This is a genomic window from Pseudoxanthomonas sp. Root630 (assembly GCF_001427585.1).
GTDB lineage: Bacteria > Pseudomonadota > Gammaproteobacteria > Xanthomonadales > Xanthomonadaceae > Pseudoxanthomonas_A.
In genome coordinates this window covers 477,060-499,034 of sequence record NZ_LMGY01000001.1, presented here as the reverse complement: position 1 = coordinate 499,034, position 21,975 = coordinate 477,060, and the positions used below count along the sequence as shown (strand labels likewise).

Genomic DNA, 21,975 nt, shown 5'->3' with positions numbered 1-21,975 from the left:
GACGCCCATGAACACCCAACCCAACGACCATATCGTGAAGAGCTACGACGAAGAACAACGCCGCCTCGTGGCCGAGATCGTCCGCATGGGCGAGACCGCCGTCGCCCAGTTGGAGGCCGCGCTGGACGTGGTCGAACGCCGGGACGACAAGGCCGCACAACGCATCATCGCCAACGATGAAGCGATCGACGCCATCGAGCACCAGGTCAGCCACGACGTGATGCACCTGGCCCTGCGTGGCCCGATGGCGCGCGACCTGCGGGAGATCCTCGCCGGCCTGCGCATCCCGGCCGACATCGAGCGCATCGGCGACTACGCCGCGAACGTCGCCAAGCGTTCGATCGCCCTCAACGTGTCGCCGCCGATGCCGCAGATCACCGGCCTGCGCGCGCTCGGCAAGCTGGCGGCGCGCCAGGTCCGCGACGTGCTGGCCGCATACCAGAACGGCGACGCCGAACAGGCCGTGCAGGTGCGCGAACGCGATGCCGAGCTGGACGCGCACTACACCGCGCTGTTCCGCGAGCTGCTGACCTACATGATGGAAGACCCGCGCAACATCACGCCGTGCACGCACCTGCTGTTCATGGCCAAGAACCTGGAGCGGATCGGCGACCACGCCACCAACATCGCCGAGAACGTGTGGTTCCTGGTGCATGGCGAGCAACCGCTGCCGCCGCGGGCCAAGCGCGACGACACCAGCACCACCGGCGCCGTCTGATCCCGGCGCCACGCCGCAACACGCGACGGGCCCCGCTCCGGCGGGGCTTGCCCGTTCTGGGCCGTGCGCAAACGGCACGCTAACGTCCCGCGGCTACAATCGCGCCACGCTGGTGCGGATCCCCCGCACGCCCTGGGAGAGAACACGATGTCCAAGACCACCAAACCCGCCGCCGTCGCCGTCGCGCTGGCGGGCGGCATCCTGCTGGCCGGCTCGAGCTTCGCGATGGAGCCGCTGGCGCAGGGTTACCTGCTGGCCGCGCCGGAAGCCGCGAAGGCAGGCGAAGGCAAGTGCGGTGAAGGCAAATGCGGCGAGGGCAAGTGCGGCATGGCCAAGGCCGATACCGACAAGGACGGCAAGGTCTCGCAGGCCGAATTCGCCGCCGCCCATCCCGGCAAGGCCGCCGACTTCGCCGGCATCGACACCAACAAGGACGGCTTCATCGACGCCGCCGAGCACAAGGCCCACGCGGGCGCCAAGGGTGCCGAAGGCAAATGCGGTGAAGGCAAGTGTGGCGAAGGCAAGTGCGGCGCCGACAAGAAGACCGGCGACAAGTAAGCCTGTGCGCAAGGGTCCCGGCGCATCCGCCGGGACCCGACGCCTTCCTGCATGACCACACCCCTGCCCTCCGCCTCTGCAGGCCTCGGCCTGCGCCGTGCCCTGCTCGATGACCTGCTGGACGCGCCCGCAGGCAGCTTCGACTTCCTCGAGTGCGCGCCGGACAACTGGATCGGCGTGGGCGGCCGCTACGGCGAGGCGCTGCGTGAGCTGTCCTCCCGCCACCCGATCACCTGCCACGGCCTGTCGCTGTCGCTGGGCGGCATGGCGCCGCTGGACGACACCTTCCTTGCGCGCACCCGCCGCTTCCTCGACCAGCACGGCGTATCGCTCTACAGCGAGCACCTGAGCTACTGCAGCGACGATGGCCATCTGTACGACCTGATGCCGATCCCGTTCACCGAGGAAGCCGTGCACCATGTCGCCGCGCGTATCCGCCAGGTGCAGGACACCCTCGGCCGGCGCATCGCGGTGGAGAACGTCTCCTACTACGCCGCGCCTTACCAGGCGATGGCGGAAGCCGACTTCATCGGCGCGGTACTCGACGAGGCCGACTGCGACCTGCTGCTGGACGTCAACAACATCTTCGTCAACGCCATCAACCACGGCTACGATGCGCGCGCGTTCCTGGCCCGCATGCCGTCGGCGCGGATCGCGTCGTACCACATCGCCGGCCACTACGACGAAGCCGACGACCTGAAGGTGGACACCCACGGCGCGCCGGTGAAGGACGACGTGTGGTCGCTGCTGTCGCTGGCCTACGAGCGACACGGCGTGCGCCCCACCCTGCTCGAACGCGATTTCAACTTCCCGCCGCTGGCCGAGCTCGCCGCGGAAGTGCAGCGCATCCGCGACCTGCAATCCGCATGCTCTGGCACGGCCGTGCGCGCCACCCATGGCTGACACCCTGCACGACCAGCAGTTCAGGCTGTCGCGGCATCTGCGGGATCCGTCCGCGCACCCCCCGCCTCCCGGCATCGAAGAACGGCGGCTCGCGATCTACCGCGACCTGTTCTTCAACAACATCGAAGGCCTGCTGGCCGGCAATTTCCCGGTGATACGCAAGACGCTGGGCGACGACGCCTGGCGCCGGCTCGTGCGCGGTTTCTACGCCGACTACCGCAGCCACACGCCGCTGTTCCCCGAGATCGCGCGCGAGTTCATCCGTTTCCTCGACACCCGGACGGACGACGGCGATCCGCCATGGCTGCGCGAACTCGCCCACTACGAATGGGTGGAGCTGGCGCTGCAGATCGCGGACGACGCCGTGCCGCCACATGACCCGGAGGGCGACCTGCTCACGGGCGTACCCGTGATGTCGCCGTTCGCGTGGGCGCTGGCGTACCCATGGCCGGTGCACCGGATAGGCCCGGATTTCCAGCCCGAGGCGCCACCGGCGGAACCCGCCCTGCTGCTGGTCCGGCGCGACGCAGGCCACCACGTGCGCTTCGCCACCATCTCGCCGCTGGTGTACCGCCTGGTCGAACTCCTCGGTGAAGGCGGCCGCAGTGGCGCCGATACGCTGCGGCAACTGGCGGCGGAAGCGGGAGTCGACGACGTGCCTGCCTTCGTCGAACAGGGGGCGGCGATGCTGTCGCGCATGCGTGAGGAAGGCACGTTGTTGGGCGCACGCCCGTAACTGCAGTGGGAGCGACGTCAGTCGCGATTCCGCGACTGCACGTCGCCATCGCGACTGATGTCGCTCCCACACCTCGATTTCGCCCCCAGTCGGGGTCCGACCACGGCGACCTGCTACGCTTTCGCCCATGGAAAACGCCCCCGAAACCGCCCGCATCACCCCCATGGCCCACCGCTTCCGCGGCTATCTGCCCGTGGTGGTGGATGTGGAGACCGGCGGCTTCGACTGGAACCGGCACGCCCTGCTGGAATTGGCGGCGGTCCCCCTCGATCTGGACGAGAACGGCCTGCTGGTGCCCGGCACCACCTCCAGCGTGCACCTGCATCCGGCGCCCGGCCTGGAGATCGATCCCAAGTCGCTGGAGGTCACCGGCATCGACCTCGACCATCCGTTCCGCTTCGCCAAGCACGAAAAGGATGGACTGGACCACGTGTTCGCGCCGGTGCGCGCGGCGGTGAAGAAGCACGGCTGCCAGCGCGCGATCCTGGTCGGCCACAACGCGCACTTCGACCTGAACTTCCTCAATGCCGCCGTGGCGCGTGTCGGCCACAAGCGCAATCCGTTCCATCCCTTCAGCGTGTTCGACACGGTCACGCTGGCCGGCGTGGCGTACGGCCAGACCGTGCTCGCGCGCGCCGTCGCAGCCGCCGGTTTCGACTGGAATGCCGAAGACGCGCATTCCGCCGTCTACGACGCGGAACAGACCGCGCGCCTGTTCTGCACGATCGCGAACGCGTGGCCGCGGCCGCTGGCCTGAGATTCCGCGTGGGCCTGCGATGCAACTGACTGCGCTCCTGGCCGACATCACGACGCTGCACGTCGATGCCATCGTCAATGCGGCGAACTCATCGCTGCTCGGCGGTGGCGGTGTCGACGGCGCCATCCATCGCGCCGCCGGGCCGGAACTTGTCGCCGAGTGCCGCCTGCTGGGTGGTTGCCGCACGGGCGAGGCGAAGATCACCCGCGGCTACCGATTGCCCGCGCGGTCCGTGATCCACACTGTCGGCCCGGTGTGGCACGGCGGCGAAGAGGACGAACCCGCGCTGCTGGAAGCCTGCTACCGCAACAGCCTCGCGCTGGCGGCGCGGCATGGCGTGCTCAGCATCGCGTTTCCCTGCATCAGCACGGGTATTTACGGGTATCCCGCCGATCTCGCGGCGCGCGTGGCGGTCGATACCGTGCGCACAAGCCTGGCCAATACGACGCTGCCGTCGGGCGTGATCTTCTGCTGCTTCTCCCAGGACGATCTGGCGCGCTATCGCGCCCTGCTGGCCTAGCCTTCACCACTGCCCGCCGACTCCACCGGCGCACGTGACGTCATCGCGGCACCCGCGGACGCGACGATGATCGCGGCAATGGCCAGCCACTGCAGCACGGTGAGGCGCTCGTGCAGGAACAGCAGGCCGCACAGTGCGCCGATGGCGGGTTCCAGGCTCATCAGCATGCCGAACGTCCGGGTCGGCAGTTTCGTCAGCGCAACCATTTCCAGGCTGTACGGCAAGGCCGTCGACAGCAGTGCGACCGCGAACGCGATCGGCAACAACGCGGGCGACAGCAATGCTGCGCCGGCATGCACCACGCCGAACGGCACCGCGACCACCGCGGCGATGCAGGTGCCCAGCGCAACGGTCTGCGGACCGTGTTCATTGCCCGCCTTCTGCCCGAACACGATGTACAGCGCCCAGCACGCACCCGCGCCCAGCGCATAGGCGGCGCCGAGAGGATCCAGCGCCTGCGTGCCCTGTTCCGGCACCAGCAGCACCAAGCCCAGCACCGCCAGCGCGACCCAGACGAAGTCGCGCAGATGGCGCGAACCGAACAGCGCCACCGCCAGCGGCCCGGTGAATTCGAGCGCGATGGCGATGCCCAGCGGCACGGTTTCCAGCGACTTGTAGAACATGAGGTTCATCAGGCCCAGCGAGACGCCGTACGCCAACAGCGCGGGCCATTGGTGGCGTTCGACGCGCATGCGCCAGGGACGGAACACGGCCACCAGCAGCACCGTGGCCAGGCTCAGGCGCAGGGCCGTCGCCCCCGTCGCACCGACGGCGGGAAACAGATGCTTGGCCAGCGACGCGCCGGACTGGATGGACACCATGGCGACCAGCAACAGGGCGATCGGCTGCCAGCGCGAGGCGGCGGGGGAAGAAGAGACGAAGTTCATGGAGGAGCTACCTGCCAGGGCACGTGAAAGGCCCTGCGCTTGTGGGGAGATACGATTGCGCACTATATTGCGCAATCGAAGCTTACCCGATGCGCAATATACTGCGCAACCCCTACCCATGAGCGTACTTGAACACGTCGCCGAGAACGTCCGCCGCCTGCGGACCGCCGCCGGCCTCAGCCAACAGGCCCTGGCCGACGCGGCGGACGTCAGCCGCCGGATGCTGGTCGGCATCGAATCCGGCGACGCCAATGTCAGCCTGAACACCCTGGACCGGATCGCCGAGGCGTTGCAGGTCAGCTTTGCCGATCTGGTGAAGGCGCCGGCCCGGGACCTGCGCAGGATCGAGGCCCTAGCCTGGAGCGGCAGCACGCCCGGCTCCCAGGCCGTGCTGCTGGCCACCGCGCCGGCGGCGCACGATGTCGAACTGTGGGCATGGACGCTGATGCCCGGGGATCGCTACACCTCGGGTGCCGATCCGGCCGGCTGGCACGAGATGTTCTACGTCATGGACGGTCGGCTGACCGTGGAGTTGCCCAGCGGCGAGCAGGTGATCGACGCAGGCGACTTCTTCGTCTTCCCCAGCGACTGCAAGTACGCCTACCGCAACGACGGGCAGGCGCCGTTGCGCTTCATCCGCAACGTCGTGCACTGAGCCACGGGCGCATCACTTCGCCGGTGCGATGCCATGCCGGCGCAGGATGTCGCGCACGCGGTCCAGCGGAATCGCTTCGACCGTCTCGCCGTTGCCGCTGACGGTGGTGGCCATGAACAGCGCGTTGTAGATCGCTTCCTCGATCGCATCCACGCTGGCCTGGAACACCGCAGTGGTCTGTTCGTTCGCCAGTTCACTGGTTTCCACGCGTGGCGCGTCGAATGCACGGCGCACGGAGTCCGCGGTGGAGAACGCCACGATGTAGTCGCCGCTGCCGTTCGAAGCGGCACTGCCGGTGCGCCCCAGCCCCATCATGCCGCGCGAGGCCAGCCGGCGCAGGTTGCGGTCGCCCAGTGGCGCATCGGTGGCGATGACGATGATGATGGAGCCGTCGCCGCGGTCGTCCGCGCGGCCGCGCGCACCATTCGCGTTCCCCGCCACGGCGTTCTGGAACGCGTAGCGGTCCAGGTCGCGCCCTACCGGCGCACCGGACACCTGCAGCACGCCACCGAAATTGGCCTGCACCAGCACACCCACCGTCCACCCGCCCAGCGACGCGGGAAGCTTGCGCGACGAGGTGCCGATGCCGCCTTTCCAACCGAACGCCACGGTCCCCGTACCCGCGCCGACGCTGCCTTCCTGCACGGCGCCATCGCGGGCGGTGTCCAGCGCGCGCCGCACGGCCTCGGCCGTGACCGGACGCGCGCGGATGTCGTTGAGGCCGCCATCGTTGGTCTCGCCGACCACGACGTTGAGCGAACGCACCTGCTGCATGTCCGGACGTTCCAGCATCCAGGCCGCCATCGCATCGGCGGCCTTCCACACGCACAAGGTGCAGGTCAGCACGATGGGGGTTTCGAGTTCGCCCAGTTCGTTGACCTGGGTGCTGCCGATGAACTTGCCGAAGCCGTTGCCGACATGCACGGCAGCAGGCACCCGCGAACGGTAGGTGTTGCCAGGATGCGGCAGGATCGCAGTGACGCCCGTGCGCACGGTGTCGCCTTCCACCAGCGTCACCTGGCCGACCCGCACGCTCGCCACGTCGGTGATCGCGTTGTGCTTGCCGGGGGCGAAGATACCGGGGGCCACGCCCAGATCACGGGCACGCGCACGCGGTGCGTCCTGCGAGAGGGCGTTGGCGGAAACGGCGGCGAGCAGCAGCGCCGCCAGCCGGATCGAGGAACGGTGCGGCGCAGCGGGCATGCGGATTCCTTTATTGGCGCTGACGGACGGCTTCGAACAGGGTGACGCCGGCGGCGACCGACACGTTGAGGCTTTCGATCTCGCCGGGCATGGGAATCTTCACCAGACCATCGCAGTGTTCACGCGTCAGCCGGCGCAGACCGTCGGCTTCGCCGCCCAGTACCAGGGCGACGTTGCCGCGCAGGTCGAGCGAATACAGCGACGCGTCGGCCTCGCCGGCCAGGCCGTAGATCCAGACGCCGAGTTGCTGCAGGTCGCGCAGGCAGCGCGACAGGTTGGTCACCTGCACGACCGGAATGCGGTCGGCGGCACCGGCCGAGGTCTTGCGCACGGTGGCGTTGACGCCCACCGACTTGTCCTTCGGAATGACCACGGCGGTGACGCCGGCACCGGCGGCGCTGCGCAGGCACGCGCCCAGGTTGTGCGGATCCTGCACGCCGTCCAGCACCAGCAGCAGCGCCTTGCCTTCGGCGGCTTCGACCAGGCCCTGCAGTTCGCCTTCGTCCCAGGTCTTCGCAGCGGCATAGCGCGCGGCGACACCCTGGTGGCGCAACGAACCGGCCACGCCATCGAGCGCCTGCCCGGTGACGCGGCGCACGTCGATGCCCTTGCGGCGCGCGTTCTCTTCGATCTCGGTCAGGCGGGCATTCTTGCTGCCGCCCTCGACCAGCACCTCGCGCACGTTGTCGGCATCGTTCTCGATGGCCGAAGCCACCGCGTTGACGCCGACGATCCACTGGTTCTGCTTGCTCATGCGCTGTGTGGCCGCGTAGGAAAGGCCGGCATTATCGCACCGACCAGCCGGTCAGCGCGGCGGCCAGGCCGGCGTGTCGTGGTCCGGGTGCTGGAAGGACACCACGTTGGCGAGGAACGCGGCGGCGGCCTCGTCCTCCTCGGTGCGTCGCTGCGGCAGCGCAGGAAGCCCGTCGACATACGGCAGCTTGCCCTCGACGCCGTACTGCACCCACGGCGCCAGCCCGGCCGGATCGTCGAACGCACCCGCGGCCAAGGCCACGCCATCCGGCGCTTCGTAGGTCAGCGGCGTACCGCAGCCGCCGCAGAAGCCGCGCTGCACCACGTTCGACGAGCGGAAGCGCTTCGGCTCCCCGCGCGTCCATTCGAGCCGAGCGCCACGCGTGGACACCAGCGGTGCGTAGTAGGCACCGAAGGCCTTCTGGCACATGCGGCAATGGCAGATGGACGCGTCTTTCAGCTCACCGGTGACCCGGAAGCGGACCGCGCCGCATTGGCAGCCGCCGGTGTGGATTTCGGGGGACATGGGCGCTCCGGATCAGCAAAGAAAAAACAAAGAAATCCCAATCGTCATCCCGGCGAAAGCCGGGACCCAGCGACTTCCGTTCCATCGCCGTGATGCCTGTGCGCAGGCTATGCAGGGGCAGGCGCTAAAGACACTGGGTCCCGGCGTTCGCCGGGATGACGGAACTGCATCAGTACGGGAACGGCGTCAGTGCAGAAACGGCATCAGTACTTCTGCTTCTTCCGCTTGGCCGGCTGCCCGCGCGGCGCGGGTGGCGGCAGGCCGCCATCCTGGGTCTTGTCCTCGACCAGGCGGAAGTCGATCTTGCGCTCCTCCAGGCTGGCCTTCAGCACGATGATGCGCACGCGGTCGCCCAACCGGAACTGCAGGCCGCGGCGTTCGCCGGAGAGCGTCTTGCGGACGGGATCGAAGTGGTAATAGTCATGCGGCAGCTGGGTCACGTGGACCAGGCCGTTGACCTTGGACGCGTCCAGCTCCACGAACAGGCCGAAGCTGGTGACGCCACTGATGACGCCATCGAACTGCCCACCGACATGCTTCTCCATCCAGGCGGCGCGATAACGCTCGTCGACTTCGCGCTCCGCCTCGTCGGCACGACGTTCGCGCTCGGAACACTGCAGTGCCAGCGCCGCCATGTCGCGCGGCGAATACGGGAAGGCATCCGGCTGTTTCCGCGACAGGCCATGCTTGATCGCACGATGCACCAGCAGGTCCGGGTAACGGCGGATCGGCGACGTGAAGTGCGCGTAAGCCGCCAGCGCCAGGCCGAAATGACCGACGTTCTCGGGCGCGTACACCGCCAGGCTCTGGCTGCGCAGCAGCACCGATTCCAGCAGGGCGGCGTCCGGACGCTCGCGCACCTTCTTCAGCAACTGGGTGAAATCCTTCGGCTGCACCTTGCTCCATGACGGCATCGACAGCTTGAATTCCTTGAGGAATTCCAGCAGGTCCGCGTACTTGGTTTCCGGCGGCTTGTCGTGGATGCGGTACGGCGCCGGGATGTGCGCGGCGAGCAGGTACTTCGCGGCTTCCACGTTGGCGGCGATCATGCACTCCTCGATCAGCTTGTGCGCGTCGTTGCGCACCAGCATGCCGGCCTGGGTGACCTCGCCGCGATTGTCCAGCACGAAGCGGACTTCCGAACTCTCGAACTCGATGGCGCCGCGCTGCGCGCGCGCCTTGGCCAGCACGTGGTACAGCTGGTACAGCCGCTCCACGTGCGGCAGCACCGGCGCGATCAGCGCACGCACTTCTTCATCGTTCTCGCCGACGGCCTTCCACACCTGCGTATAGGTCAGGCGCGCGTGCGAATTCATCACCGCCTCGTAGAACTTCGACTGCGTTACTTCACCGTCGCGATTGACGTGCATGTCGCAGACGAAGGTCATGCGATCGACCTTCGGGTTCAGCGAGCAGATGCCGTTGGACAGCGTCTCCGGCAGCATCGGCACCACGAACCCGGGGAAATACACCGAGGTCGCGCGCTTCTGCGCCTCATCGTCCAGCGGCGTGCCGGGACGCACGTAGTGCGACACGTCGGCGATGGCGACGACCAGGCGGAAACCGTCGCGCGTGGGTTCGCAGTAGACGGCATCATCGAAGTCCTTCGCGTCTTCGCCGTCGATCGTCACCAGCGGCGTCGATCGCAGGTCGACGCGGTCGCCGATCATCGCCGGCTCGACCACCAGCGGCACCGCCGTGGCTTCGTCCAGCACTTCCTGCGGGAATTCGTGCGGCAGGTTGTGGCCGTGGATCGCGGCCTCGACCACCAGCGACGGGGTCAGGCTGTCGCCCAGCACCGCGATGATCTTGCCGATGGGGGGACGACGCGCATCCGGCGCCTGCGTCAGCTCGACGACGACCAGCTGGCCGTCGCGCGCGCCACCGGTGGCGTCCTGCGGGATCTGCACGTTGCGCTGGATGCGCTTGTCGTCCGGCGCCACGTAGGCGATGCCGGCCTCGAAGCCGAAGCGCCCGATCAGGCGGGTGACGCCACGTTCCAGCACGCGCGCGATGCTGCCTTCGCGGCGGCCGCGACGATCGATGCCGGTGACGTTGGCCAGCGCGCGGTCGCCGTGCATCACCTTGCGCATCTCGAACGGCGGCAAGAAGAGATCGTCGCCACCGCCCGTGTCGGGACGGAGGAAACCGAAGCCGTCGGGGTTGGCGATCACGGTGCCGGCGATCAGGTCGGTGTGCTGCACCGGTGCGAAGCCACCGCGGCGGTTCTGCACCAGTTGCCCGTCACGGACCATCGCGCCAAGCCGCTTGGACAGCGCGTCGAAGCGGTCGGGTGCGTCCAGACCCAACGGCCCGGCGATCTCTTCGGCCGTCTGCGGCCCCCCCGCCGCCTCCAGGAAACCAAGGATGGCTTCGCGGCTGGCGATGGGCTGGTCGTAGCGCTGCGCCTCGCGCTGCGCGTGCGGATCGACGAAGCGTCCCGCGGCACGCGGCGGCGGACCGGCGCGATGGGGCGCCGACGCAGCGGTTTTCGCACGGCCACCCGATGCCGGCAGGTCTGGCATCCAGGGGGGCAGGCTCTTTTTGGCCGGCTTGCCCGGTTTGCCGGCGGGCTTGCCCGCCTTGGCTGAGGTATTGCGGGAGGCGGGCTTTGCGCCGGCCTTGGCGGTCGCGGCGGGCTTCTTGCCGCCGCCAGTCGGGGTCTTCTTGGTCATCGGCGCATCGTACACCCCGCCTGAACAACACCGCGCGAAGACACCCGTTGACATTCCCCCGCCCTATCCTCAAAATGCGCGCCTCGCTTACCTGCCCAGGTGGCGGAATTGGTAGACGCACTAGTTTCAGGTACTAGCGGGTAAAACCGTGGAGGTTCGAGTCCTCTCCTGGGCACCACGCAAAACGGAACCCTCGCGCAAGCGGGGGTTTTTCGTTTCCGGGCATCGCTCACGCGCGCAAGCGCTGAGACCGCGACGGGTAGAATTGCGGCAGGACACTGCTGCAGACGAATGCACCCGATGAGCGACACCATCCGCCCCACCTTCCACGGTTTCGAACAGATCCCGCTACGCGAGTACGCCGAGCGCGCCTACCTCGATTATTCGATGTACGTGGTGCTCGACCGCGCCCTGCCCTTCATCGGCGACGGCCTCAAGCCGGTGCAGCGCCGCATCATCTATTCGATGAGCGAGCTCGGCCTCAATGCGGGCGCCAAGCCGAAGAAATCCGCACGTACCGTCGGCGACGTGATCGGCAAGTACCACCCGCATGGCGACAGCGCGTGCTACGAAGCGCTGGTGCTGATGGCCCAGCCTTTCTCGTACCGCTATCCGCTGATCGAAGGCCAGGGCAACTTCGGTTCGCCGGACGACCCAAAGTCGTTCGCGGCCATGCGTTACACCGAATCCAAGCTCACCCCCATCGCCGAAGTGCTGCTGGGCGAACTGGGCCAGGGCACGGTGGACTGGGCATCGAACTTCGACGGCACGCTGGAAGAACCCACGTGGCTACCGGCACGCCTGCCGCACCTGCTGCTCAACGGCACCACCGGCATCGCCGTGGGCATGGCCACCGACGTACCGCCGCACAACCTCAACGAGATCGTCAGCGCGTGCATCCGCCTGATCGACGATCCGGACGCGACGGTCGCCGACCTGTGCGAACACGTGCGCGGCCCGGACTACCCCACGAAGGCGGAGATCATCACCGCGGCGTCCGATCTGCGCACGATGTACGAGAACGGGACCGGCAGCGTCCGCGCGCGCGCCGTGTGGCGCAAGGACAACGCGAACCTCGTGATCGACGCGCTGCCCTACCAGGTGTCGCCTTCCAAGGTGATCGAGCAGATCGCCACGCAGATGCGGGCGAAGAAGCTGCCCTGGCTGGAAGACATCCGAGACGAATCCGACCACGCGAACCCGGTGCGCGTCGTGCTGATCCCGCGCTCCAACCGCGTGGACGCCGAACAACTGATGGGCCACCTGTTCGCCACCACGGACCTCGAGAAGAGCTACCGGGTCAACCTCAACATCATCGGGCTGGATGGCCGCCCGCAGGTCAAGAACCTGAAGATGCTGCTGACCGAGTGGCTGGCATTCCGCAGCGACACGGTGACGCGCCGCCTGAAGCACCGGCTGGAGAAGGTCGAGCGCCGCCTGCACCTGTTGGAAGGTTTGCTGGTCGCGTTCCTCAACCTGGATGAAGTGATCCGCATCATCCGCACCGAGGACGAGCCGAAGGCCGCGTTGATCGCCCGCTTCAAGTTGAGCGAGGAGCAGGCGGACTACATTCTCGAGACCAAGCTGCGGCAGCTCGCCCGCCTCGAGGAAATGAAGATCCGCGGGGAGCAGGACGAGTTGCAGGCCGAGCGCGAGAAGATCGCCGGCATCCTGGATTCCAAGGCGAAGCTGAAGAAGCTGATCAAGGACGAACTGACGGCCGACGCGAAGAAGTTCGGCGATGGCCGCATGTCGCCGCTGGTGCAGCGCGATGCCGCGCAGGCGCTGGACGAAACCGAACTGGTCGCCAGCGAGCCGATGACCGTGGTGGTGTCGGAGAAGGGCTGGATCCGCGCGGCGAAGGGCCACGACGTGGACGCTGCCACGCTGTCCTACCGCGACGGCGACGGTCTGCTGGCAGCGGTGCGTTCGCGCAGCACGCAGCAGGTCGCGTTCCTCGATTCCGAAGGCCGCAGCTACTCGACGGCCGTGCACACGCTACCCTCGGCGCGCGGCAATGGCGAACCGCTGACCGGCCGCTTCTCGCCGGCCGCGGGCGCATCGTTCCAGGCGTTGGCCAGCGGCGACAACGACAGCCGCTTCGTATTGGCCTCGTCGCACGGCTACGGCTTCGTCACCCGCTTCGAGAACCTCACCGGCCGCCAGAAGGCGGGCAAGGCGATGCTCAACCTGACCGTGGGCGCGAACGTGCTGCAGCCCGCGCAGGTGGCCAACACCGAGACCGACCGCATCGTCGCCGTGACCAGCGCGGGCCACCTGCTCGCCTTCCCGGTCAGCGAACTGCCGGAACTCGACAAGGGCAAAGGCAACAAGATCATCGAGATCCCGAAAGCCAAGCTCGGCACCGAGCGCGTGGTCGCCATCGCGGCCGTCACGCCGGGCAGCACGCTGCTGGTGAAGAGCGGCCAGCGCACGATGAGCCTGTCGTTCAAGGACCTGGACGAGTATGTCGGTGCACGGGCGACACGCGGCGGGCTGTTGCCGCGTGGGTGGCAGAAGGTCGATGGATTGGATGTCCAGTAACTCGCCATACGGGCGCGCTGCGGCGCGCCCATGGAGGCATCGCCATTGCAGGAGGGGCTTCAGCCCCGACCGCTTTACGGCGGAAAAGCATCGGGGCTGAAGCCCCTCCTACAACAGTCGGATAGGTTCGACTCTGGGGTTTCAAGAAAGGACCGCACGATGGATGCCGATTTCTGGTTGCAGCGTTGGCAGGAAGGCCAGATCGGCTTCCACCGCAGCGATGTGATGCCGCTGCTCGAGAAGCACTGGCCGTCGCTGCAGCTGCCCGCAGGCAGTCGCGTGCTGGTGCCGCTGTGCGGCAAGTCGCTGGACATGCACTGGTTGGCGGCACAGGGCCACCGCGTGCTCGGCGTGGAGCTGTCGCCGCTGGCGGTCACGCAGTTCTTCGAGGAGGCCGGACTCGAACCGGTACGGACCACGAGCCCCTACGGCGAGCATTTCAGCGCGGGGCCGGTGGAGATCCTGCTGGGCGACGCCTTCGGCGTCGATCCGGCGCTGCTTGCGGACGTGGCGGGTGTCTACGACCGCGCGGCACTGATTGCGCTACCCGCGGACCTGCGTTTGCGCTATCGCGATACGGTGTATGCCTCGCTTCCCGCGGGATCCCAGGGGCTGCTCATCACGCTGGAATACCCGCAGGCCGAAAAAGCCGGACCACCGTTCTCGGTGGAGCAGCCGGAGGTCGAAGCGCTGTTCGCCGCACCGTGGCGGCAGACCCTGCTGGAGCGGCGCGACATCCTGGACCAGGAGCCGCGCTTCCGCGAAGATGGCCTGAGCGCGCTGGAAACGGCGGTCTACCGCCTGCGCCGGGCCTGACGCCGCCGCTTATCCGGCGACGGCTTCGCCGTCCAGCTTGGAGGTCAGGTACAGCTGGATGCCCAGGCGCTTGATCAGGCCGAGCTGCTGTTCCAGCCAGTGCGCGTGGTCTTCTTCGGTGTCCTGCAGCTGGGTCAGCAGGATTTCGCGGCTGACGTAGTCGCCATGCTGCTCGCACAGCGCCACGCCCTTGGCCAGGTGCGCACGCACCGCGTACTCGACTTCCAGGTCGCGCTGCAGCATCTCCTCGACCGTCTTGCCGGCGGTGAACGCTTCCGGGCGCATGTCCGGGTCGCCTTCCAGGAACAGGATGCGGCGCAGCAGCGCGTCGGCGTGCTGGGTCTCTTCCTGCATCTCATGGTCGATGCGGTGGAACAACGCCTTCAGGCCCTGGTCCTCGTAACGCCGCGAATGGATGAAGTACTGGTCGCGCGCGGCCAGCTCGCCACGCAGCAGGAACTTGAGGTAATCGACGACGTCCGGGTGGCCTTTCATGGGGGCGGCTCCTGTGGCGAGGCGCACAGGATGCCCGATCCCGCCGGCCGGCGACCGAATCGGAATCAGTCGCGTTCGTCGTCGCATCGCGGCATGGAACGTCACCGCTTCCATGGAATAATCGCCCCGCCCGCCCCTACCCTCAGGACCTGCAATGCTGAAGTGGACCCGCCGCATCGCGCTGCTGCTGTTGGCCTTGATCGTCGTGGTGGTGCTGGTTGCATGGTGGATGTTGCGCGGCAGCCTGGCTCAGCTGGACGGCGAGTCGGGCCTGGTCGGACTGTCGGCGCCCGTCAGCGTGCAACGCGACGCGTTGGGGGTGGTGACCATCGACGCGGCCAGCGAGACGGATGCCGTCCGTGCGCTGGGCTACGTGCACGCGCAAGAGCGCTACTTCGAAATGGACCTGATGCGCCGCAGCTCGGCGGGCGAGCTGTCAGAGCTGTTCGGCCCCATCGCCGTCGACCTGGACAAGGAACGTCGCGTGCACCGCATCCGCGCGCGCGTGTCGGATCACCTGGACGCCTTCGCGGGCAACCGCGTGCCGCAGCTGCAGGCGTATGCCGACGGCGTGAATGCCGGGCTGGGCAGCCTGCGCGCGCGTCCCTGGTCCTACCTGTTGCTGCGACAGGAACCGCGTCGCTGGGAGGTGCTGGATTCCGCGCTGACCGGTTACGCGATGTACTTCGACCTGCAGGATGCGCAGAACGTGCGCGAACTGGGGCTGTGGCAGATCCGCCAGCATGTGCCGCAAGGCCTCTACGACCTGCTCGCGCACGATGGCACCGAATGGGATGCGCCCCTCCTGGGGGAACCGCGCGGGAACGCCACGCTGCCGGACGCCGGCCAGGTGGACCTGCGCACGCTGCCGATGCCGAAGACGGATTCCCACCAGCGCCTGGCCGACAAAGGCACGCCCGGCAGCAACAACTGGGCGGTCGCCGGCGCGCTGACCGCCGACGGCCGCGCCATCGTCGCCGACGACATGCACCTGGGCCTGCGCGCACCCGGCATCTGGTTCCGCGTGCGCCTGCGCTATCCCGACCCGCACGCACCGGGCGGCAAGGTCGATGTGTCCGGCTTCAGCCTGCCTGGCCTGCCCGCGATCATCGTGGGCAGCAACGGCCGTGTCGCCTGGGGCTTCACCAACAGCTATGCGGACACGGCCGACTGGTATCCGGTGGTGCCGTGCGAAGGCAAGACGACCGAGGGCTGCGAGGCCGTCGAGCGCCACGCCGAAACCATCAAGGTCGCCGGTGGCGAAGACGTAGCCTTCGAGGTGCTCGAAACGCGCCACGGCCCGATCGTCCATCCCGCGAAAGGCGATCGGCCCGCACTCGCACTGCGCTGGGTGGCGCAGCAGCCGGGCGCGTTGAACTTCGGCCTGTCGGAACTCGCGCGCGCAGACGACCTGTCCGCCGCCCTGGCCGTGGCCCAGCGCACCGCCACGCCGGCGCAGAACCTGGTCGTCGCCGACCGCAATGGCCGCATCGCCTGGCGCATCCTCGGGCCGCTGCCTTCGCGTGCGGGTGCATGCACGCACGCCCTCGATGGGGTCGCGACGACGGCGCCCGCCGACGCTGCGGCCGCGCCCTGCAAGCCGTGGGATCTCTCCTACCAGCTCTCGCCGGTGCTGACGTCGCCGGAAAACCATCGCCTCTGGACCGCCAACGCCCGCGTGCTGGACGGCGCCGCGCTCGCCCGCGTCGGCGATGGCGGCTATGCACTGGGTGCGCGCGCGAAGCAGATCCGCGACGGCCTGATGGCAAAGGATCGCTTCACCGAAAAGGACCTGCTGGCGATCCAGCTGGATGATCGCGCCCTGTTCCTGGAGCGCTGGTGGACGTTGTTGCAGGACGAAGCGAAGAAGCTGCCGGCCGATTCCGCCGTGAAGGCCCTTGCCGACGCCGGCAAGACCTGGGATGGCACCGCGAGTATCGATTCGGTGAGCTACCGGTTGGTGCGCGCGTGGCGCCTGGCCGTACATGCGCGCATCGCCGACGGCCTCACCGCACCGGCGCAGGCCGCGCTGGGCAGCGACTTCATCATGCCCGACCTGCCGCAATTGGAAGGCGTGGTGTGGCCGCTGCTCGAACAGCGCCCGGCCCACCTGCTGTCGCGCCGCTACCAGACCTGGGACGCCCTGCTGGAAGACGCAGCGAAGGAAGTGCGCGACGACCTGGCCGAACAAGGACCGCTGTCCGAGCGCCGCTGGGGCGAGCGCAACACGGCAAAGATCTGCCATCCGCTGGCGACCGCCCTGCCCGCCTCGCTGAAACCGCGGCTCTGCATGCCCGGCGAGCCGCTGGCAGGCGACGGCGCCATGCCGCGTGTGCAGGGTCCGGCGTTCGGCGCGTCCGAACGCATGGTGGTGTCGCCGGGGCACGAGGCCGACGGCATCATCCACATGCCCGGTGGCCAGAGTGGCCACCCGATGTCGCCGTTCTGGGGCGCCGGCCATGACGATTGGGTGCATGGCAGGCCGACGCCCTTCCTGCCGGGCGAAGCGACCCACACGCTCACGCTGCGGCCCGCCAACGCTCAACCCAGGTAGTGATCCGGGACCGCCAGCCCTTGCTGGCGGAAGAAGCTGAGCTGGTCGAAGTAGCCGCGCTGGAACACGATGCGGCCGTCGCGCACCTGGAAGAAGCCGCAGCCGCGCAATCCGAGCGGATCGCGCCATTCCATGACGGCCCACTCGCCGTCCTCGAGGATCTGTTCCACCTCGCACACCATCGTCGCGCGCGCGAATTCGGTGCGGAACAGGTTCGCGATCGCCTCGCGGCCGTGCAGCGGATCGGTCACCACCTGGTGGTTGACGGCATTCTCCGCGTACAACGCCGCCAGTCCGCCGACGTCCGCCGCATTGAAGCGGCGGACCCATTCGCGGACGACCTCGGACGGCGTCATGTCGTCGTCGCCTGCAGCGCGGACGCATGCACGCCCGCGACGGCGCGACCGGACGGATCGGCCATCTTCGCGAAGCTGGCGTCCCAGGCGATGGCGGCCGGCGACGAGCACGCGATCGATTTGCCGCCGGGCACCGTCTCGGCGCAGGCCTGGCCCGGGTAGTGCTGCTCGAACAGCGTGCGGTAGAAGTAGGCTTCCTTGGTCTGCGGCGGGTTCACCGGGAAACGCTTGTCGGCCGCCGCCAGTTCGCGGTCGCTGACCTGCGCTTCGGCATGCGCCTTGAGCCCGTCGATCCAGCCATAGCCGACGCCATCGCTGAACTGCTCCTTCTGCCGCCACAGGATCGACTCCGGCAGATAGCCGTCGAACGCCTCGCGCAGTACGCCTTTCTCCATGCGCCGCGCACCCTGGCTCGTCTTGTCGATCATCTTGTGCGCGGCGTCCATCTTCATCGCCACGTCGAGGAATTCGACGTCCAGGAACGGCACGCGCGGCTCCACGCCCCAGGCCATCATCGACTTGTTGGCGCGCAGGCAGTCGTAGTTGTGCAGCGCGTCCAGCTTGCGCACCAGTTCTTCGTGGAACTCGCGCGCGTTCGGCGCCTTGTGGAAGTACAGATAGCCGCCGAAGATCTCGTCGCTGCCTTCGCCCGACAGCACCATCTTCACGCCCATCGCCTTGATCCGCCGCGCCAGCAGGTACATCGGCGTGGAGGCGCGGATGGTGGTGACGTCGTAGGTCTCTATGTGGCGGATGACCTCCGGAATCGCGTCCAGGCCCTCCTGGAAGGTATAGGTGAAACCGTGGTGCACGGTGCCCAGCGCCTTCGCCGCGACCTCGGCCGCCGCCAGGTCCGGTGAACCGTCCAGGCCGATGGCGAAAGAATGCAGTCGCGGCCACCACGCTTCGGTCGTGTCGTTGTCCTCGATGCGGTGGCGTGCGTAGCGCGCGGCGACCGCCGCGACCAGCGACGAATCCAGTCCGCCGGAGAGCAGCACGCCATACGGCACATCGGTCATCAGCTGCCGGTGCACGGCACGTTCGAAGGCTTCGCGCAGTTCGTCCTTCGGCACCTGCGCGCCTTCGACATCGGCATAGTCGCGCCAGGGCTTCTCGTAGTACTTCACCAGTTCCCGCGTGGCGGTGTCGTAGTAGTGGCCCGGCGGGAACTGCGCCACGTCGGCGCAGATCGGCGCCAGGGCCTTCATCTCCGAGGCCACGCACAGGCGGCCTTCGCGATCATGGCCCCAGTACAGCGGGCAGACGCCGATCGGGTCGCGTGCGATCAGCGCACGCCCTGTCGCGCGGTCCCACAGCGCGAACGCGAAGATGCCGTTGAGGCGGTTGAGGAACGAGGCCGGCGTGTCCTCGCGATACAGCGCGTTGATCACTTCGCAGTCCGAACCGGTCTGGAAGGCGTAGTCCTGCGCCAGCTCGCCCTTCAATTCCCGGTGGTTGTAGATCTCGCCGTTGACCGCCAGCACCAGCGCGCCATCGGCCGAACGCAGCGGTTGCGATCCACCCGCCGGGTCGACGATGGCCAGGCGCTCGTGCACGAGGATCGCGCCGTCGTCGTGATGGACGCCGCTCCAGTCCGGCCCGCGGTGGCGCTGCTTCTGGGAAAGTTCGAGCGACTGCCGTCGCAGCGCCGCGATGTCGTCGCCGGGCTGCAGCCCGAAGATGCCGAAGATGGAACACATGGGTGGAAGCTCCTGGTGGGGTTCGGGATCGGGGGCCTGAAACGAAGAAACCCGCATCTTGCGATGCGGGTTTCTGGAATCCGGCAGGTCTTTCTTTGCCTAGTCGCAGAGCCGCATCGCCCGCGTCCCGTTGTTCGGGCGCAGGTTGTTGCGGTTATTGGCGATGGTGGTGCGGCAAGGCATGGGGCGACCGTAACCGGTCCCGGCGGGGCCGCGCAACTGTTTCATCCGTAAGGGAACCGTGTCGCCTGCCGCCGTCAGGTCGCGGGCCGGGTCAGCATCAGCCGCTCCACCAGCGCCTGGTAGAGGCCCGGCAGCGCTTCCAGGTCGGACATCCGGACGTGCTCATCGACCTTGTGGATGCTGGCGTTGACCGGACCGACCTCGATGCACTCCGCGCCCAGCGGGGCGATGAAGCGGGCATCCGAGGTGCCGCCTGCCGTGCTTTCTTCCGGTGGGGCACCCGCGAACTCGCCGAGCACCGTGCGCGCCGTGGCCCGCAGGTGGCCTTCGGGCGTGTAGAACGGCTCGCCGCCACGCAACCATTTGATGCTGTACTCCAGCCCGTGCCGCCGGAAGATCGCCTCGATCTCCTGCTCCAGCCTCTCCGCCGTCCACGACGGATTGAAGCGCAGGTTGAACACCACCTGCAGTTCGCCGGGGATGACATTGCTGGCGCCGGTGCCGGCGTGGATGTTGGAGATCTGCAGGCTGGTCGGCGGGAACGTCTCGTAGCCCTCGTCCCATTGCCGTGCCGCGAGTTCGTCCAGCGCAGGCATCGCCTTGTGGATCGGATTGAGCGCCTTGTGCGGGTAGGCCACGTGACCCTGCACGCCATGCACGCTGAGCGTGCCGGTCAGCGTGCCACGCCGGCCGACCCGCAACAGGTCGCCGAGCGCCTCCTTCGAGGACGGCTCGCCGGTGATGCACCAGTCGATCCGCTGGCCGCGCTCGCGGAACAGCGCCGCGACTTTCTTCACGCCATCGTGCGCGTCGCCTTCCTCATCCGAGGTGACGAGCAGCGCGACCGTGCCCGGATGGTCCGGGTGCGCATCGACGAAACGCTCCAGCGCGATCGTGCACGCGGCCACACTGCATTTCATGTCCGCCGTGCCACGCCCGTACAGCACACCGTCGCGCACGGTCGGCACAAAGGGATCGCTGGTCCAGGCGGACAGCGGACCCGGCGGCACCACGTCGGTGTGGCCGAGCAACACCAGCACCGGCTCACCGCTGCCGTGGGTCGCCCACAGGTTGTCGGTATCGCCGAAACGCAGGTGTTCGCAGTGGAAGCCCCACTGGTTCAATCGCGTCGCGAGCGCCTGCTGGCAACCGGCGTCGTCCGGCGTCACCGAATGGCGACGGATCAGTTCGCTGGAAAGTTCAACGACGTCGCTCACGCGCCGGCTCCGAACAGTTTCTTGAAGCCATTGTCGCTGAAGCCCTGTGAAAAGCCCGCCACGTCGCCGACGACCACCGGACGGCGGACCAGTTGCGGGTACTCCTTCAACAACAGTTTCCATTCCGCATCGGAGCCGGGCGACTTGCGGTTCTCCGGCAGCTGCCGCCAGGTCGTCGACGACTTGTTGATCAGCGCGTCCCAGCCGCCCGCCTTGTCCGCCCATTCCTTCAGCGTCTCGGGCGCCTGCCGGTTGTCGCGGTAGTCGATGAATTCATGCGCGACGCCGAAGCGATCCAGCCATTTCGTCGCCTTCTTGCAGGTGTCGCAGTTCTTCAGGCCGTAGAGCGTCGTCGCCATCGGTCAGTCCGCCAGCCCACGCAGCAGCTCGTTGACGCTGGTCTTGCTGCGCGTCTTCTCGTCGACCTGCTTGACGATCACGGCGCAGTACAGCGAGTGCGAGCCGTCCGCGGCCGGCAGCGAGCCGGAGACCACCACGCTGCCCGGCGGCACGTAGCCGTAGGTGATCTCCTTCGTCGCGCGGTTGTAGATGCGGGTGGACTGGCCGATGAACACGCCCATGCCGATCACGCTGTGATGGCCGACGACCACGCCCTCGACCACTTCCGAACGCGCGCCGATGAAGCAATGGTCTTCGATGATCGTGGGGCTGGCCTGCAACGGCTCGAGCACGCCGCCGATGCCGGCGCCGCCGGACAGATGGCAATGCTTGCCGATCTGGGCACAGGAACCCACCGTCGCCCACGTATCGACCATCGTGCCCTCGCCGACATGCGCGCCGATGTTGACGAAGCTCGGCATCAGCACCACGTCCTTGCCGAAATAGCTGCCGCGACGGGCAATGGCGCCCGGCACGACGCGCACGCCGAGCTTGCGGAAGTCGTTCTCGTCGAAGGCGCCGAAACGCGCTTCGACCTTGTCCCAGAACGGCGCGGGGTAGGCTTCGACCAGTTCCATCTCGTTGACGCGGAAGTACAGCAGCACGGCTTTCTTCAGCCACTCGTTGACCTTCCAGCCGCCTTTGCCGTCCGGCTCGGCGACGCGCAGCTTGCCGGCTTCCAAGCCTTCGATGGCGAGCTCGACGGCGGTACGGGTGGAGCCTTCGATTTCGGCGGGCGTGAGTTCGGCCCTACGCTCGAACGCGCTCTCGATGGTGGACTTCAGTTCTTCGGTCTTGGTGGCTTTGCGGGTCATCAAAC

The 21,975-nt window shown here is 67.8% G+C and carries 21 protein-coding genes and 1 tRNA gene; 11 read left to right on the top strand and 11 right to left on the bottom strand.

Features of this window, described 5'->3' with window-relative positions; all coding sequences use genetic code 11:
* The first annotated feature begins 7 nt into the window (after positions 1-7).
* The 6 genes from phoU (at position 8) to ASD72_RS02340 (ending at position 4,192) form a co-directional block, all read left to right on the top strand.
* Positions 8-718, top strand: coding sequence for a phosphate signaling complex protein PhoU (phoU, locus tag ASD72_RS02365; protein WP_056878344.1), 711 nt, complete (start codon positions 8-10; stop codon positions 716-718).
* Between the two features lie 147 nt (positions 719-865).
* The gene (locus tag ASD72_RS02360) at positions 866-1,276 is read left to right on the top strand and encodes a hypothetical protein (RefSeq protein ID WP_056878343.1); all 411 of its coding nucleotides are present in this window, start codon (positions 866-868) and stop codon (positions 1,274-1,276) included.
* 51 nt (positions 1,277-1,327) lie between these two features.
* Positions 1,328-2,179, top strand: a complete 852-nt coding sequence (locus ASD72_RS02355; protein WP_056878342.1) for a DUF692 domain-containing protein — start codon at positions 1,328-1,330, stop codon at positions 2,177-2,179.
* Positions 2,172-2,915, top strand: a complete 744-nt coding sequence (locus ASD72_RS02350) for a putative DNA-binding domain-containing protein (protein WP_056878341.1) — start codon at positions 2,172-2,174, stop codon at positions 2,913-2,915. Before ASD72_RS02355 ends, ASD72_RS02350 begins: the two co-directional genes overlap by 8 nt.
* A 127-nt stretch (positions 2,916-3,042) precedes the next feature.
* On the top strand, positions 3,043-3,672 hold the full coding sequence (gene rnt, locus ASD72_RS02345; RefSeq protein ID WP_056878340.1) for a ribonuclease T: 630 nt from the start codon (positions 3,043-3,045) through the stop codon (positions 3,670-3,672).
* 19 nt (positions 3,673-3,691) lie between these two features.
* Positions 3,692-4,192: an O-acetyl-ADP-ribose deacetylase gene (locus tag ASD72_RS02340; RefSeq protein ID WP_056878339.1), complete on the top strand. Its 501-nt coding sequence runs from the start codon at positions 3,692-3,694 to the stop codon at positions 4,190-4,192.
* On the opposite strand, the gene rhtA is transcribed toward ASD72_RS02340, so the two are convergent.
* Positions 4,189-5,079: a threonine/homoserine exporter RhtA gene (gene rhtA, locus ASD72_RS02335; protein WP_056878338.1), complete on the bottom strand. Its 891-nt coding sequence runs from the start codon at positions 5,077-5,079 to the stop codon at positions 4,189-4,191. The genes ASD72_RS02340 and rhtA overlap by 4 nt on opposite strands.
* A gap of 118 nt (positions 5,080-5,197) precedes the next feature.
* Here rhtA and ASD72_RS02330 point away from each other — a divergent pair, with 118 nt between their 5' ends.
* Entirely contained in the window at positions 5,198-5,734 is a 537-nt protein-coding gene (locus tag ASD72_RS02330; RefSeq protein WP_155944420.1) for an XRE family transcriptional regulator, read from the top strand.
* Positions 5,735-5,746: 12 nt separating this feature from the next.
* On the opposite strand, the gene ASD72_RS02325 is transcribed toward ASD72_RS02330, so the two are convergent.
* The 4 genes from ASD72_RS02325 to rnr all read right to left on the bottom strand — a co-directional run bounded on the left by ASD72_RS02325 (position 5,747) and on the right by rnr (position 10,741).
* Positions 5,747-6,937 (bottom strand): P1 family peptidase, encoded by a 1,191-nt coding sequence (locus tag ASD72_RS02325; RefSeq protein ID WP_155944419.1) that lies wholly within the window; start codon positions 6,935-6,937, stop codon positions 5,747-5,749.
* Between the two features lie 10 nt (positions 6,938-6,947).
* A complete protein-coding gene (rlmB, locus tag ASD72_RS02320) occupies positions 6,948-7,691 on the bottom strand; it encodes a 23S rRNA (guanosine(2251)-2'-O)-methyltransferase RlmB (RefSeq protein ID WP_056878336.1) in 744 nt (247 codons plus the stop codon).
* A 51-nt stretch (positions 7,692-7,742) separates the two neighbouring features.
* Complete coding sequence (locus ASD72_RS02315) at positions 7,743-8,216, bottom strand: GFA family protein (protein ID WP_056878335.1); 474 nt, start codon at positions 8,214-8,216, stop codon at positions 7,743-7,745.
* A gap of 203 nt (positions 8,217-8,419) precedes the next feature.
* A complete protein-coding gene (gene rnr / locus ASD72_RS02310) occupies positions 8,420-10,741 on the bottom strand; it encodes a ribonuclease R (RefSeq protein WP_235577918.1) in 2,322 nt (773 codons plus the stop codon).
* Between the two features lie 243 nt (positions 10,742-10,984).
* Here rnr and ASD72_RS02305 point away from each other — a divergent pair.
* The 3 genes from ASD72_RS02305 (at position 10,985) to ASD72_RS02295 (ending at position 14,251) form a co-directional block, all read left to right on the top strand.
* Positions 10,985-11,069 (top strand) — tRNA-Leu (locus tag ASD72_RS02305).
* Between the two features lie 122 nt (positions 11,070-11,191).
* Entirely contained in the window at positions 11,192-13,435 is a 2,244-nt protein-coding gene (gene parC / locus ASD72_RS02300) for a DNA topoisomerase IV subunit A (RefSeq protein ID WP_056878334.1), read from the top strand.
* A gap of 159 nt (positions 13,436-13,594) precedes the next feature.
* On the top strand, positions 13,595-14,251 hold the full coding sequence (locus ASD72_RS02295; protein WP_056878333.1) for a thiopurine S-methyltransferase: 657 nt from the start codon (positions 13,595-13,597) through the stop codon (positions 14,249-14,251).
* A gap of 9 nt (positions 14,252-14,260) precedes the next feature.
* Here ASD72_RS02295 and bfr read toward each other — a convergent pair whose 3' ends face one another.
* The gene (bfr, locus tag ASD72_RS02290) at positions 14,261-14,746 is read right to left on the bottom strand and encodes a bacterioferritin (protein ID WP_056878332.1); all 486 of its coding nucleotides are present in this window, start codon (positions 14,744-14,746) and stop codon (positions 14,261-14,263) included.
* A gap of 154 nt (positions 14,747-14,900) precedes the next feature.
* Between bfr and ASD72_RS02285 the strand changes: the two genes are divergently transcribed.
* Complete coding sequence (locus ASD72_RS02285; RefSeq protein WP_056878331.1) at positions 14,901-17,300, top strand: penicillin acylase family protein; 2,400 nt, start codon at positions 14,901-14,903, stop codon at positions 17,298-17,300.
* On the opposite strand, the gene ASD72_RS02280 is transcribed toward ASD72_RS02285, so the two are convergent.
* The 5 genes from ASD72_RS02280 to dapD form a co-directional block, all read right to left on the bottom strand.
* Positions 17,288-17,656 carry a nuclear transport factor 2 family protein gene (locus tag ASD72_RS02280; protein WP_056878330.1) on the bottom strand — a complete coding sequence of 123 codons (369 nt, stop codon included), beginning with the start codon at positions 17,654-17,656 and terminating at the stop codon, positions 17,288-17,290. The two genes, ASD72_RS02285 and ASD72_RS02280, sit on opposite strands and share 13 nt — an antisense overlap.
* Positions 17,653-19,356 carry an asparagine synthase B gene (gene asnB, locus ASD72_RS02275; protein WP_056878329.1) on the bottom strand — a complete coding sequence of 568 codons (1,704 nt, stop codon included), beginning with the start codon at positions 19,354-19,356 and terminating at the stop codon, positions 17,653-17,655. The genes ASD72_RS02280 and asnB overlap by 4 nt, the downstream gene beginning before the upstream one ends.
* 257 nt (positions 19,357-19,613) lie before the next feature.
* Complete coding sequence (gene dapE, locus ASD72_RS02270; RefSeq protein WP_056878328.1) at positions 19,614-20,756, bottom strand: succinyl-diaminopimelate desuccinylase; 1,143 nt, start codon at positions 20,754-20,756, stop codon at positions 19,614-19,616.
* Positions 20,753-21,115 (bottom strand): Spx/MgsR family RNA polymerase-binding regulatory protein, encoded by a 363-nt coding sequence (locus ASD72_RS02265; protein ID WP_056878327.1) that lies wholly within the window; start codon positions 21,113-21,115, stop codon positions 20,753-20,755. Before ASD72_RS02265 ends, dapE begins: the two co-directional genes overlap by 4 nt.
* Positions 21,116-21,118: 3 nt before the next feature.
* On the bottom strand, positions 21,119-21,970 hold the full coding sequence (dapD, locus tag ASD72_RS02260; RefSeq protein ID WP_056878326.1) for a 2,3,4,5-tetrahydropyridine-2,6-dicarboxylate N-succinyltransferase: 852 nt from the start codon (positions 21,968-21,970) through the stop codon (positions 21,119-21,121).
* Between the last annotated feature and the right edge of the window lie 5 nt (positions 21,971-21,975).